The organism is Acidobacteriota bacterium, assembly GCA_016712445.1.
Lineage (GTDB): Bacteria > Pseudomonadota > Alphaproteobacteria > Caulobacterales > Hyphomonadaceae > Hyphomonas.
In genome coordinates this window covers 22,324-34,990 of record JADJRB010000002.1, presented here as the reverse complement: position 1 = coordinate 34,990, position 12,667 = coordinate 22,324, and the positions used below count along the sequence as shown (strand labels likewise).

Here is a 12,667-nt window from a genome sequence, read left to right as displayed (position 1 = left end):
GTGTTGGCCTCCAATCGAGCAGGGTCAGGCTTGTGGACATAAGGGTATTCATGCAGTTTAGGCGAGTTGCTCTGTCACGGCCCGCCAGGCCGCATCGATTGCGGCATCCAGATAGGCTCGCGCTTCAGAGTCCGAGTTTGCAATTGAGATTCGTCCGAATTTCCGGCGTCCGATTTCATGCGGAAAAGCGCCCTTCTCAAAATCTGGATCGTCAAGCTCTCTGTAGGTATAAGCATAACCATGCGACCATCGGTTCACCGTTATTGCTTCAATATCTCGCTCAGCTTCGAACCCGTATCTCCCATACAAGTCCATGAGTTGAGCTTTGGTTGCAGTCTCGATTTCTGAAAAAGGTGTCTCCAGAAGTTGATAGCGACCGGCCCTGTAATGGTCACGAATGGTCATATCCGGGATTTTATGCCTGACAGGTGCGCGCACCATGAACACGACTATCGGATCAGTCTGTTCGCTAGGCGGAGAAAAATCCGGCAGTGTCACGGGCGGAGCCTTGGTAACGATGCTATAGTAGCCCTGCGGACAAAGGATTGTTTCGGCGGCGGCGCGTCGTATCGCAGCCCCGTCGCGCAGTAAGACGTTGGTCCAGATAAAGGGAGCTTTCGATCCATACCTCAGGCCATCCTTCTGCTCGTCCTTCATTTCGGGACATAAATGTGGAATGATCATATTGAAACAAGCCAACACACAGTGCTTCGCTCGAACGCGTGCGGGTTTGCCGTTCTGGATGTAAGAGACCGCGACTGTTTCACCCTCCTCTCGGACTCGAACAGCAGTGCTATTGAGACGGATGCGAACTGGAGAGGCGGCTGTATCGAGCTTAGAATAATCGAAGCGAGCAGCGGCAATGTCGTCCATGCTATTGCCTTCGGCCACGCCGGGGATCAGCCGCCGCACCATCAGCCGAGCAACAGACGCATTTCCATCTGGAAACAGAGGCGCTTCAAACAAGTTGTCCCCATCTACCAGCAGCCGTTCCGCCAGGCCCCAGGGCCAACCAACACCACTTAAACCGGGCGCGCCGGAGTTAATCGCTTCATTTACGGATAGTCCCTCACCACCAACGCTGTAATTGGCCAGCAATGGAGGATCAAAAAGCGCAGCAGTATCTGGCGCAAGACCGACTCTGCTGGTCAGGAACTCTCTGTAAGAGGTCGATGACATATATTCACTGCGCTCGAACATTGACCGCCCGGTAAGATAATCCCAGTTGCCCCCAAGAAATTTGAGAAGCTTCTCTTTCTCACTGCGAGGATACGGCAATTGATCGACAAGCGGTTTGGCATCAGCGTCCCCGTAAAAGGCACCGAACCAACGTCCAACAATGAGCGCAGATTCGCCGGTTTGCGATTTAACGAACATACCGGTTTCGCGCGTGCCGCCGCCGAAGAAATAATCCGGGTCTTTTGCTCTTTTGAGCTGCTTGAAATCTACCCCAAGTTCGCTCAAAAGGTCTTTTGCGACATCGCTATACTTGCTTGGATTCTCCAGATTTATGCTGCCGCCGACACCAAGCAGCATTTTTCCGCCGGTATGAAACTCATTGCGTTTTGCGTGTCCTCCAAAATCGTCATGATTGTCGAGAATGAGAATGCGTTGGCCAACTCCGCGGGCTTGCTGGAAGAACAAGGCTGCCGCTAGTCCGCTAATTCCCCCACCAACGACGACCAGATCATACTCTTCGCCCGTTTCATGAAATTCGGTCGGCGATTCTCCATCCCTAGCGAGTGCATGCGCATCATCGAAAGCGCCAGGATGATTTCCTCTCATTCCAGTGAGTTCTGGAGGGTAGTCACTCCGGATGGGGGATTGTTGGTTTGTGGATAGGGAATTGTTGGTTTGTGCAAAGGCAAGTGGCGGCAACGCTGCTGAAACGACGGTCAGGGCAACGCCGTCGAGAAAATCCCGCCGACTGATCGAGTTTTTGATCGTCATGACGCTACCGAGTCTGATGTTGGCTGGATGGTATCGACGCGGCAGCCGCGAAAGCGGAACAGAAGCGCGATTGCGGAAATCAGCACCAAATAACCGATCGCGGAGATGGCATCCCCTACATCACTCTGACCCAACAAGTCGATCATGACAGCAACATAGACGAGATGGAACAGAATTCCATACATCAGCAACGCAATCGCGGCAATTTTGGCACTGAGCGACTGACGAAAAAGCGGCCTGAACAATAACAAACCAATGAGTCCATAGAGCCAGAAGCCAAGGTAATCAATTGATGGCACAAGGCCAAATGCCTCGTTCGGGCCCAGCGTGACAAGGATGGATTGAGCGGAACCAGCCACCGCGTTTTCCGCCGCGATCGCTTTTGCGGTTAGCGGAACCGACCAGAGAGACAGGAATTTTGATATCAGGAACGCAAGGGTTGACATCAGCGTAAACACCCAAACCGCTCCGGCGCGAAGAGGGGCCGATGAATAGATCGAAAGACCGGCTGCCAAGAGGATCAGAGAAGAGGAAAACATCAAGATGACCTGATTGAGCCAGCCGAAAAGATAGCCCCCGACTTCGGTATTCAACCATAATTCTGCCGCACTCTGAGTGGGAACCGGAGCATCAAGTGGAAGGGCGAGTGAGATTACGGCAGTGATTAGGAAGACAATTACTGCTTTGTAACCTAAATCGAAGATCGTCGGCGAAATATTCCTATCAGCCATCATTAACACCTTTATTCGGAATGTGATTGGGCATATGTCAAATTATACAATCTTTGACATATGTCAAGAGGTTTTGCGAATGGTGTTCGAATTCAGTTTAGAAGATCGGAACCTCAACTATGCAAATCAGCGCTGGAGAAAAGACCCGACAACAAATTTTGAGGGGAGCCTTGGCGGTTATAGAAAAGGAAGGTGTTGACGCTATCACGCATCGCCGCGTCGGCAGTGAAGCGGAGCAATCTCACGGCGTCGTCAGCTATCATTTCCCGACTCGCGATGTGCTCATCCAGAAGGCTTTTGAGTTCCATCTTGGTTCAGCCGAGAATTACGTGTCAGCGCTAGGTTTGCGGACAGATCAGCGATTGACCCGAGCGCATCTCTCGAAGTTACTGACACGGCTGGTGGCAGAAGAACTTGCAGACGCCCGCTCAATCAAGATCGATCTTGAGTTAAGCCTCTACGGTGCCAGAAAGCCGACTTTAGCCGAGCTGTTCGACAATTGGATGCGTATAGGATGTCAAAATTTGTCACTCGCATTGCACCACGGTGGGTATGAGCAGCCTGATGAACTCGCTCGCAGTCTGGTCAATCTGATGCGCGGCTTTCTGCTAGAATGCCTAACGAACAAGACACTCACAAAGTTAGACTTTCAAGCGCGGCTGGAGCTTCTGCTCCCAGCCTCTCCAATTATTGAGAAGTAGCCCAATCATCCCTGAAAACAATCAGGTTGCGAACGGAAACTGCAAGGCTGATGCGAGAACCAACCCCGACCAGCTTGTTTCGAACGGTATCCTATTGGCAATGTTTTTGGTCTGAGCCCGAGGTTTCTACCAGCTATGAGTAGAACCTGTCGCCCAGTTTCACGACACGCTGGGGGGATATCCCTTCAGCGAAGATGGGGTAATACCAGTTTATGGACGCCGCCGATCAAGAGTTACCTGAAGCTGCTGTGCAACATGTCAGCCAGATGCTGACGCTGGCCAAGAGCAAGCATCAAGAGGCCATCGCGCTATTGGGCACGCCTGATCGGAACGCACTGCCTAGACTGCACGAGGTGCTCAGGTTGCTCGAGGATGTCGAACTGCTTGCAGATGACGCCACGACCCTCGTCGGGGCTGATGTTATGAAGACCGCCATCAAGGATCTGCACTTTCAGCAGGCTAGCGTTCAGATGGCGATTGCCCAGCTGCAGTCAGTGAAGTCGCGATCACCATGGGCCACACCATGGCCATGGATATCGGTTGTAGCGCTCGTTTGGATATTCGGCAGCTTGGCCTGCCCCTTCGGGGTGATCCAGTTTCAATGTTAGTGCACGGCGGTCTCTAACGCCATGTTTTGGGGTGGGCGAGCGCGCGCCCTCAACGGCTGGCGCGCTTGCCCATGGCACGATGCCGCCGCTTCGTGGGACGTAGGATTCAGGCGCCGGCGGTCGGTAGTTGAGCGAGCTATGTGGGCGCACGCCGTTGTAGTGACGCCGCCAAGCCTCGATCAGGATCTGAGCCTCAGCCAGGCTGTAGAAGATCTCGCCGTCGAGCAGTTCGTCGCGCAGCTTGCTGTTGAAGCTCTCGCAGTAGCCGTTCTCCCAAGGACTGCCGGGCGCGATTGGCCTGACCCCCTTGAAGTGATCCATCTCTTATGTTGGTCCGAGGACCATTTTGGATGGATGGAACGATGGCAAGGAAGCGCCACAAGCCTGAAGAGATCGTCGCCAAGCTGCGTCAGGTTGATGTCCTGACCGGTCAGGACCGTTAGGCTGACTGGGTGTTGCCGGTCGCCAGTTCGCTATGGGTTGGCCCCGGTTGCCGAGGTGCTCCAAAAAATCCCACCAGCTCGGCAGCCTTTTATCTAACTGAAAAGACTTGTGGTTTTTGGCTCCGCACCAAATCGCCACGGTGCGGAGGTCTGGAGACTCTCTGGGCTTTCGGAGAGAAAATCCGCCAGTTTCCTGGAAACCCAGTGCGGAGCCAGTTCGGGGAAACCCTGTAATACAACGGGATTTTCTGACACCGCCCGGCCCACAGAGAGATTTGTGGCGAGGGGCGATGGCGGAGTATGAGCTCCTGAAGACGGAATACCTGTCGGAGCTGGCGATCGACAATGAGGCCTATCGCAAGCATCTGGCCGGCATCGACGCCACCAAGACCCACAACGGCTACTTCTCAATCGACAAGAAGACCAAGCGGCTGAAGAATCCTGATGTCGGGGCGAAGTCTTCCGATTCCGACGACACGGATGCCTATGACCTGATCCTGAAAGACAAGGAACGGCTGCTGTCCTTCGCCGAGGCAACCCGGTTCATCTTTTCCCACTCCGCGCTCCGCGAAGGGTGGGACAATCCAAACGTGTTCGTGATGTGCATGCTGAAGCACAGCGACAACATGATCTCGCGGCGGCAGGAAGTCGGCCGTGGGCTTCGACTGTCGGTCAACCAGGATGGCGATCGCATGGACCACCCTGCGGTGGTTCACGACATCAACGTCCTGACTGTGGTGGCCAGCGAGAGCTACAAGGACTTCGTCGGGGGGCTCCAGAAGGAGATTGCCGATACCCTGTCCTCCCGACCGAGGAAGGCGACGGAGGCCTACTTCAGCGGCAAGACGGTCACGACTGAGAATGGTCCCGTCCAGATCACCCCGGCCCTGGCTAAGCAGATCTACCGGTATCTGGTGAAGAACGACTACACCGATGACACTGACCAGATCGCGGCCGGCTACCATGAGGCCAAGACCGCAGGCACGCTGGCGGCGCTTCCGGACGATCTGAAGCCCTATGCCGATCAGGTCTTCCAGCTGATCGACAGCGTGTTCAGCGACGCCCAATTGCCGAAGGTTGAAGACGGCCGGAAGCCGAAGACCAATCCGCTGAACGCCAACTTCGACAAGAAGGAATTCCAGGAGCTCTGGGGCCGGATCAACCGCAAAGCCGTTTATCGGGTGGAGTTTGATTCCGACGAGCTCGTTCGCAAATGCGTCGGTGCGCTCGATAGCCAGCTTCGGGTCACGCCACTGCAGTACACCGTCCAAACTGGCATTCAGAGCGACGAGATCACCGACGATCAGCTCAAGGCTGGCGACGGGTTCAAGGTGACCAATACGACCACTGAGATCGGCGGGTCCGTCTATTCGCAGGTGAAGTACGACCTGCTGGGCAAGGTCTCCGAAAACGCCCATCTCACCCGCCAGACCGTTGCGGAAATCCTGACCGGGATGGCGCCAAGCGTCTTTGCTCAGTTTCGCCAGAACCCCGAACACTTCATTGCCGAGGCGTCCCGGATCATCTCCGAGCAGAAGGCGACAATGGTCATTGAGCGCCTGGCCTATGACGGTGTCGAGGACCGATACGAGGTCGACATATTCACGGCCAACCAGTCAGGCCAGGACTTCTCCAAGGTCGGCTCGAAACTGAAAAACCATGTCTATGACTACGTCGTCACGGACTCGGATATCGAGCGGCGGTTCGTCGAGGAGCTTGATACGAGCGACGAGGTCGTCGTCTACGCGAAGCTCCCCCGCGGGTTCCTGATCCCGACCCCTGTCGGCGACTACAACCCGGACTGGGCGATCTCGTTCAAGGTCGGCAGCGTCAAGCACGTCTATTTCGTTGCCGAGACCAAGGGGACAATGTCTTCGCTCAAGCTGCGCGAGATCGAGTCCACCAAGATCGCCTGCGCGCGGAAGTTTTTCGATGAAATCGGGCAGCGCGCATCCGCCGACCCGGTTCGGTATGACGTCGTCACGGACTACGGAAAGCTGATGGAGGTCGTTGGTTTAAGCCGGTCAGCGTCGGCGGGACAGCCGGCATGAGGCAGTGTTCGGCTAGTGAAGGAGTGTCGCATGCTAGGATTTAGAGATTTCGTATCTCTGCCGGTCCTTCAGGAGGTCCTGATTTCGTCAGACCAATCCACATTCGAGCGACTTGACGAAGGTAAATGGGTCCGAGGCAGATTTGACGACAATATCCGGATTGATCAGCCAACCCACGGGGTTGGGCAGCCTCATGCACACGTGTACGGTCGAAATCGCGAGAAGATCGGCGTGGTGAATCTAGACGGTAGCTCGAGCCATGGGACCAAATGCCGACTGAATGACGCTGATGCTGACGCGCTGCGAGCTAGAGGCTTTTCAATCCGAACAGGAAACATCGTCGAATGGTTTGAACTGCCAAGACAGCCACAGATGCTCTTCGGATAGGACCTCAAAGAACCTCTAAATCGCGGTCTTCGTAAACGTCGTGCTCCCCGCCGCGACCGTCGCCGCCACCGATCCCGCCGTCAGCGTGCGCGTCGCACTGGTCAAGGCGCGCGTGAGCCCGGTCAACGTCCCAGCCGACAGGGTCACTGACCCGGCTGCGCCTGTGAATTCACCCCAGGCCCCGGTCTTCGATCCATCGAGCGGCAGCTTGAATATGCTGCTGGCCAGGACGATCGACCCGTTCTTGATCATTATCCATTCCTGGGCGTTGAACACCAGCCCGCCGCCGGCGACCTTGGCCCCGGTGATCTCGACCCAGAACCCGGCCAGGGTGGAGATCTGCAGGCTCCAGACCAGATTGCCGGAGCTATCGATCTTGGCCACGAAGCCAGTCGAGTCCGCATAGTTGTTTCCGACCAGATAGACATTGCCACCCGTGTCGGCCGTGATGTCCCGCGGGTAGAAATTGGCAGGCAGTTGCACCTGCCAGAGCAGGTTGCCGTTGGTGTCGTAGGTAGCGACGACTGCGTTTCCTGTGGCCGTGCCGTAGCCCAGAATCACCGGATTGCCGGCGGCGTTGAAGGTGATCGAGATGCCGCTGTCGGCCGCGGAGGTCCCGAGCGACCGCTGCCAGGCAAGGGTTCCCGCCGAGTTGTATTTGGCGATCAGGATGTCCTGACCGCCCATGCCACCGGCGCTGGCCGTGGTCCCGACGAAATAGATATTGCCGCTGGCGTCGACCACGCCGCGGATTGCTGAGTCCGCGCCAGATCCACCGAGCGATCGCTGCCACTGGAACGTGCCGGCGCTGTTCCATTTGGCGATCAGGGCGTCGCCAGCGCCCGCGCCCTGGCTGAGGGTCTGGCCGACCATGTAGACGTCGGTCGCGGTTGCATCGACGTCGTAGCCGTACTCGGCATTGCCGGTGGCATCGAGGCTGCGGGTCCAGACGAGATTGCCGTTGGTGTCCAGGCGCGCGACGTAGGAGCCATAGTTTGAGCCCGACACGATCCAGTAGCCGGCCAGATGGACGGTGCCATCGTCCATCGCCTTGCCGGCCATGATCGTCCGGTTGATGGTCCGTTGCCATTGCAGGACGCCGTCGGCGTTGAACTTGGCGACCAGCGAATAACCGAACGCATAGATGTTGCCGGCGCTGTCGGTCCCGAACGACTGGATGGTCTCGAGCGAGCCACAGGCGACATACCAGTAGCTGGTAGCCGACTTGCCATAGAGGTTCGACAGCGAGATCGGACCGGAAGCGACGCCGGCCAGACCGCGGACCGCGGCCTCGCCAAGGGATGTGGTCGCAGACGCGCTGCGCCCCAGCTCCACGGATACATTCGACAGCGAGATCGCGCCGGACGACTGCAGGGTCATTGGCGCGGCTCGAGCGTCTCGACCCTGGCGGCCAGCTCCTTCACCGCCTCGATCAGCACCCCGACCAGATTGCCATAAGCGACCGAGAGCAGGCCTTCCGGGTTCTCCGCGACCAGCTCTGGCGTCACCGCGCGCAGTTCCTGGGCGATGACCCCGATGCCTGCCGCGCCCGTGTCCAGGCGCTGATAGCGGACGCCGCGCATCTGCCGGACCAGATCCAGCGCACCCGCGATTGTCGCCACATCGGTTTTCAGGCTGGCATCGGAATAGGCCGTCACATCGCCGGTCGCCGTGATCGACCCGGCCACCGAGATCGCGCCTGTGAAGCTCTCACCCGCTTTGTTGGCCGGAGTGTAGCCGAGCGCGGCGGTGACACCGCCCGAGGTGATCGCGCCCACCTCAACCACGGTCTCAGACCCCGAGACGTTCTTCTTCAGGTACAACTTGCCGTCATAGGTGTTGATGGCGAGCTCGCCGAGCGACAGGGCAGCCGTCGTCGGAACCACGCCCGCAGATGTCGATCGTTTGTGGCGCAGGGTGTTGGGCATCAGAAGGTGCCGCCATCCAGAGTGATGTTGTCGATCGTGCCGCCGGTGATTGTGACATTGCTGGCCGCCTGGCTGGCGATGGTGCCCAGCCCGGTGATGTCAGAGCTGGGGATGGTGGCCGAGGCCGTGAACGCCGCTGTGCCCGCGCCCTTGATGTAGCCGGTCAGGGTCGTGGCCCCGGTGCCGCCCTTGGTGACGCCCAGCGTGCCGCCGATGTTGTTATGGGTGAGATTGGCCTCGTTCACATCGAGGGTCGGGTTGCCCGCGATGCCGTCGCCATTGGTGACGGTCAGCTTGGCCGAACCGGCGGTAAGCGTGCGCCCGGTGACCGTATCGGCCGCGGTGCGCGCGACCAGGCCGCTGGTGGCGAGGTTGTGCAGCGCCAGAGCCTGGCCGCTCAGGGCGATACTGTCGGCGCTTACCGCTATCCCCGTGCCAGCGCCCACATCGATGCTGTTGCCTGTCTTGGTGAGGCCCGCGCCGGCCACCACCTGACCTGCGCCATTGAACTGGACGAAGGCGATGGCTGTGGTCCCCAGCGTGCCGCCGCTGTCGACCGTGCAGAGGAAGCCGACGTCAGCGTTGATCGTGCCCTGCTCGACGAACAGATAGGCCGACACATGTTCGTCCCAGGTCGACAGATCATCTGCCCGGGCCCAGGTGCTGGCAGCGACAATATAGACGCCGTTCTGGGCTGGCGTGGTCTGGTCCTTCACCAATACCCGGTTGCCCGCGATGAGCGCCACGCCGTCGATGGTCATCGTGCCCGTCAGCGCTGCGATGTTGCCGGTCGAGGCCGCCCTGACCGAGGCCTTGGGATCGAGCCCCTGAACCGTCAGGTCGACATAGTTCTTGGTGGCCGCGTCCTGGGCGGCCGTCGGTTCGGCAAGGCCGGTCAGCCGCTGGGCGTTCATAGCCACAGCGGCGGTGGGCGCTGCCAGTTGATCGAGCCGATTGGCGCGCACCCGGGCGTCGGTGAAATAGAGGTTTGCGCCTTCGGCCACATCGGCGGTGGTCAGGGTGATGGCGCCGGTGCGGCCGGCCACGGAGGCCACCGGGAAGCTGATGGCGACGCCGGCTGCCAGGGTAACCCGGCCCTTGGCATCGACGGTGATCTGGGAGACCTGCGTGGCCGAACCATAGGTCCCGGCGGTCGCGCCGCTATTGGCGAGGGTCGCCGTGATGGTGGCGTTGGCCGATCCATCGAAACTGGCCGAACCTGAGACATCCCCCGAAAGGGCCAGGGACCGGGCCGTCACCAGCTTGGTGGCAGTGGCCGCATTGCCGGTGATCGAGCCACCAATGGTGCTGGAGAAGGTCTTGATGCCGGCGACCGTCTGATCGCCCGCCAACCCGACAAATGCCCCCGGGCCGCCAATCGCAATGACGGACGTCGCCGTGCCGCCTGCGCCGCCAGTGCCGGTGCCGTAGTAGAGGGTGTTGTCCTGCTCGTTGAAGGCAAGCTCGGCATTGGCCAGCGAAGCGGGCGCTCCGGCGGAGCCACCCGCAGCGCGGCGTTTGATGCGAAGTGTGTTGGCCATTTAGAAATTTCCTCCGTCGACCAGCCCGGTCGCGTTTGAGTTGGTCCATCGGTTCTGGGGGGCGGTGAACATCAGCACGTCGCCGGCCGCGGGGGCCGAGACGGTGACATCGCCAAGTTGGGTGAGCGTGGTGGCCGGCGTTGCAGGCCCTTGCGGCCCCGCCGGCCCTTGGGGCCCTGTGGGTCCCGCGGGCCCTGCGATGCCCTGTCCTTCGATGAGGAGGCTCAGGGCGCCATCTTCGGTTTCAACGACGAGGGACTGGACCGTCTCCAGGATCTGGAGCGCGGCCGTCATTCGACATCAAACGTGAGGGTCGGCAGGACCTCACGCTCCCCGCTGGAGTTCTCCAGCCCAAGCGTCAGCCAGACCCGGCCAAGCCCGCGGTTGAGAGCGGCGGTCTGCTCGTCGGTCCAGAGGATCTGGATTTGGCCGAGGCTGGCCGGCGTCAGGATCGAGACCGTAGGCGCGGCGATATTGGCGCTCTGGTCGATGATGATCAGCGACAGGCCGGAGAGGTTCCGGACGATCCCCGCCGGCTGATCGGTAAAATAGGTCGCGCGCAGGCGCTTGGTGCCGCCGCGGCGGATCGTCAGCCTGGTCATGCCTGCACCTTTTCGGAAATGAGGGCTGGCGCAGACAGCATTGCCTGCGCCAGCGGGATCAGCCGATGCGAGCGCGAGCGGTCTTGCGGAAAACCACCCCGCCAATTCCCGTGATGGCCAGGACCACGGTCAGCACGTCGGCCTGGCTGAGGCCCTCAGGCAGCAGGCCAAGCGTGCCGGCCACGCCCCAGGCGCTGCCGATCAGGCCGGTCCAGATGGCCTTGGAGGTCCACCAGGGTTTGAGATCGTCCATGTCGTTTCTCCATAAAAAATGCCCGCAGGAGCGCGGGCGGTTGGTGACGTTGATGAAGGGTGAGATCAGGCTTCGTTGGTCGATATCTCGCCGGTGGCCGCCAGATGAACGGTCGCCACGCTGGCGGGCTGGACCCGGTAGATCGGCCGGCGGATGGCGATGCATCGGGTCTTGGCGATGCGGGTGATGCTGACGGCGTCAGACTGATTGCCGCCCAGCACATGGAAGGCGGTCTCGTCCTCGCCGACATAGAGGCCGACATGGCCGCCACCTTTGGCGCGGGAAAACACCAGCACGTCCCCCAGCGCTGCTTGCGGTGAGCCGATGCCAAACCGGCTCCAGCTTCGGGCCCATAGCGGCTTGGCCGGCGCAGCCTTGCCGGCGCGTTTGGCGATCAGAGCCATGAAGAGGCCGCACCAGGGCACGGCGTCGGATGAATAGGCGTTGGAGAGCCCGGCCTCTTTCGCCCAGTCCAGAATGACCGGGTTGTCGGCGGGGCCCGACGTCTCGACCGTGCCGAAGAGACGGCGAGCCTCAGCCACCATCCTGGGCAGCGGGCGCACCTCGTCGATCCAGCGATAGGCTGGAGGAAGCTGGGGCATCGATGTCTCCGGGAGTTAGCGGCCAGCCAGGCCCTTGAGGGTGGCGTAGATCACCGCCATCGCAGCCATCAGGGTCGACAGCCATTTGACGAACTTGACCACGCCAGTGGCGGTCTTCCAGGCCGAGACCAGGTCCTGCACATCGGTCCGCAGCGCCTGGATATCGGACCGGACTTCGGCCAGCTCGCGCTTCATCTCGGCATGATCGGTCTCAAGGCGCGAAGCGGCCACGGCCGTCGGCGTCAGATCAGCGGACAAGGAGAATGATCCCTGCGCCGGCGCCAGTGAGGTCTGTCAGCCGCGGCTTGAAATACCGGTCCTGTGCGACCTCGACCCCGTCGATGACGACCTGACCTTGCGCGACGATCAGCCCCCAGCCAGCCGCCAGCGTGAACTCGCCGTCAATGGTCTGGCAGGCCACCTCCCGGTCGCCGGAATCGTTGCGAGACAGGCAGAACCACTCCGCGCCATCGGGTGCAAACACACTGATGGGTGAGGTCCCTGAGAACCGCTTCATGAACCCGATCGGCTCGGGCTCGCGCAGCAGCACATCGCCGGTCTCGATCTCGGTGCTTTCCAGCCGGCCCTGCAGCACCAGGACGCCGAGCGAGCGGGCCGCTGAGCCTCGGGGAAAGGTGAGCGTCTCGCCGACATCGAGCGTCACCCGGTCGGCATGGCAGACGCTGTAGCGGTAGCTGACGTTCTTCATCAGAGTTCCTCCGGCTGATCGTGCAGTTCCAGCTCGACCCGGACGCCGTCGATCTCGCCGATCCGCCGGCGCGGCGGACGGGGCTCAATGGGGGTTTCAAGCATGGGGTCTTGCGCCTGCGGGTCCGCAGGCGTGGGGGTAGTTTCATCGGTCATGGAGGA

General features: G+C 60.1%; 14 protein-coding genes and 2 pseudogenes. 3 read left to right on the top strand and 13 right to left on the bottom strand.

The genetic code is table 11. The annotated features are described in order from the left end of the window. Positions 1-57: 57 nt before the first annotated feature. Both IPK75_13150 and IPK75_13145 read right to left on the bottom strand, forming a co-directional pair. Positions 58-1,944: an NAD(P)/FAD-dependent oxidoreductase gene (locus IPK75_13150; GenBank protein MBK8199297.1), complete on the bottom strand. Its 1,887-nt coding sequence runs from the start codon at positions 1,942-1,944 to the stop codon at positions 58-60. A gap of 2 nt (positions 1,945-1,946) precedes the next feature. Further along, entirely contained in the window at positions 1,947-2,681 is a 735-nt protein-coding gene (locus IPK75_13145; protein ID MBK8199296.1) for a hypothetical protein, read from the bottom strand. Between the two features lie 119 nt (positions 2,682-2,800). On the opposite strand from IPK75_13145, the gene IPK75_13140 reads away from it, so the two are divergent. Both IPK75_13140 and IPK75_13135 read left to right on the top strand, forming a co-directional pair. Next, positions 2,801-3,382, top strand: a complete 582-nt coding sequence (locus IPK75_13140) for a TetR family transcriptional regulator (protein ID MBK8199295.1) — start codon at positions 2,801-2,803, stop codon at positions 3,380-3,382. 212 nt (positions 3,383-3,594) lie between these two features. Next, positions 3,595-3,990 carry a hypothetical protein gene (locus IPK75_13135; GenBank protein ID MBK8199294.1) on the top strand — a complete coding sequence of 132 codons (396 nt, stop codon included), beginning with the start codon at positions 3,595-3,597 and terminating at the stop codon, positions 3,988-3,990. A gap of 93 nt (positions 3,991-4,083) precedes the next feature. Here the strand turns inward: IPK75_13135 and IPK75_13130 are convergent. Further along, positions 4,084-4,361: pseudogene (locus tag IPK75_13130) on the bottom strand (transposase). Between the two features lie 368 nt (positions 4,362-4,729). Here IPK75_13130 and IPK75_13125 point away from each other — a divergent pair. Continuing rightward, a pseudogene (locus tag IPK75_13125) lies at positions 4,730-6,484 on the top strand (restriction endonuclease subunit R). A 402-nt stretch (positions 6,485-6,886) separates the two neighbouring features. Here the strand turns inward: IPK75_13125 and IPK75_13120 are convergent. The 10 genes from IPK75_13120 to IPK75_13075 all read right to left on the bottom strand — a co-directional run bounded on the left by IPK75_13120 (position 6,887) and on the right by IPK75_13075 (position 12,661). Beyond that, the gene (locus IPK75_13120) at positions 6,887-8,251 is read right to left on the bottom strand and encodes a hypothetical protein (GenBank protein MBK8199293.1); all 1,365 of its coding nucleotides are present in this window, start codon (positions 8,249-8,251) and stop codon (positions 6,887-6,889) included. After that, complete coding sequence (locus IPK75_13115) at positions 8,248-8,799, bottom strand: tail fiber domain-containing protein (protein MBK8199292.1); 552 nt, start codon at positions 8,797-8,799, stop codon at positions 8,248-8,250. Before IPK75_13115 ends, IPK75_13120 begins: the two co-directional genes overlap by 4 nt. Continuing rightward, complete coding sequence (locus tag IPK75_13110) at positions 8,799-10,340, bottom strand: hypothetical protein (GenBank protein ID MBK8199291.1); 1,542 nt, start codon at positions 10,338-10,340, stop codon at positions 8,799-8,801. The genes IPK75_13115 and IPK75_13110 overlap by 1 nt, the downstream gene beginning before the upstream one ends. Continuing rightward, a complete protein-coding gene (locus tag IPK75_13105) occupies positions 10,341-10,634 on the bottom strand; it encodes a hypothetical protein (protein ID MBK8199290.1) in 294 nt (97 codons plus the stop codon). Continuing rightward, positions 10,631-10,942 carry a hypothetical protein gene (locus tag IPK75_13100; protein ID MBK8199289.1) on the bottom strand — a complete coding sequence of 104 codons (312 nt, stop codon included), beginning with the start codon at positions 10,940-10,942 and terminating at the stop codon, positions 10,631-10,633. Before IPK75_13100 ends, IPK75_13105 begins: the two co-directional genes overlap by 4 nt. A gap of 58 nt (positions 10,943-11,000) precedes the next feature. Continuing rightward, the gene (locus IPK75_13095) at positions 11,001-11,195 is read right to left on the bottom strand and encodes a hypothetical protein (protein ID MBK8199288.1); all 195 of its coding nucleotides are present in this window, start codon (positions 11,193-11,195) and stop codon (positions 11,001-11,003) included. A gap of 65 nt (positions 11,196-11,260) precedes the next feature. Continuing rightward, complete coding sequence (locus IPK75_13090; GenBank protein ID MBK8199287.1) at positions 11,261-11,797, bottom strand: TIGR02594 family protein; 537 nt, start codon at positions 11,795-11,797, stop codon at positions 11,261-11,263. Positions 11,798-11,812: 15 nt separating this feature from the next. Continuing rightward, the gene (locus tag IPK75_13085; GenBank protein ID MBK8199286.1) at positions 11,813-12,055 is read right to left on the bottom strand and encodes a hypothetical protein; all 243 of its coding nucleotides are present in this window, start codon (positions 12,053-12,055) and stop codon (positions 11,813-11,815) included. Continuing rightward, positions 12,045-12,506 (bottom strand): hypothetical protein, encoded by a 462-nt coding sequence (locus IPK75_13080; protein MBK8199285.1) that lies wholly within the window; start codon positions 12,504-12,506, stop codon positions 12,045-12,047. The genes IPK75_13085 and IPK75_13080 overlap by 11 nt, the downstream gene beginning before the upstream one ends. After that, complete coding sequence (locus IPK75_13075) at positions 12,506-12,661, bottom strand: hypothetical protein (protein MBK8199284.1); 156 nt, start codon at positions 12,659-12,661, stop codon at positions 12,506-12,508. The genes IPK75_13080 and IPK75_13075 overlap by 1 nt, the downstream gene beginning before the upstream one ends. Positions 12,662-12,667: the final 6 nt, after the last annotated feature.

Coding starts and splice junctions, on each gene's coding strand:
- IPK75_13105 (MBK8199290.1), bottom strand. CDS start 10,634: ATGACGGCCGCGCTCCAGATCCTGGAGACGGTCCAGTCCCTCGTCGTT.
- IPK75_13120 (MBK8199293.1), bottom strand. CDS start 8,251: ATGACCCTGCAGTCGTCCGGCGCGATCTCGCTGTCGAATGTATCCGTG.
- IPK75_13095 (MBK8199288.1), bottom strand. CDS start 11,195: ATGGACGATCTCAAACCCTGGTGGACCTCCAAGGCCATCTGGACCGGC.
- IPK75_13080 (MBK8199285.1), bottom strand. CDS start 12,506: ATGAAGAACGTCAGCTACCGCTACAGCGTCTGCCATGCCGACCGGGTG.
- IPK75_13090 (MBK8199287.1), bottom strand. CDS start 11,797: ATGCCCCAGCTTCCTCCAGCCTATCGCTGGATCGACGAGGTGCGCCCG.
- IPK75_13135 (MBK8199294.1), top strand. CDS start 3,595: ATGGACGCCGCCGATCAAGAGTTACCTGAAGCTGCTGTGCAACATGTC.
- IPK75_13145 (MBK8199296.1), bottom strand. CDS start 2,681: ATGGCTGATAGGAATATTTCGCCGACGATCTTCGATTTAGGTTACAAA.
- IPK75_13110 (MBK8199291.1), bottom strand. CDS start 10,340: ATGGCCAACACACTTCGCATCAAACGCCGCGCTGCGGGTGGCTCCGCC.
- IPK75_13140 (MBK8199295.1), top strand. CDS start 2,801: ATGCAAATCAGCGCTGGAGAAAAGACCCGACAACAAATTTTGAGGGGA.
- IPK75_13115 (MBK8199292.1), bottom strand. CDS start 8,799: ATGCCCAACACCCTGCGCCACAAACGATCGACATCTGCGGGCGTGGTT.
- IPK75_13100 (MBK8199289.1), bottom strand. CDS start 10,942: ATGACCAGGCTGACGATCCGCCGCGGCGGCACCAAGCGCCTGCGCGCG.
- IPK75_13075 (MBK8199284.1), bottom strand. CDS start 12,661: ATGACCGATGAAACTACCCCCACGCCTGCGGACCCGCAGGCGCAAGAC.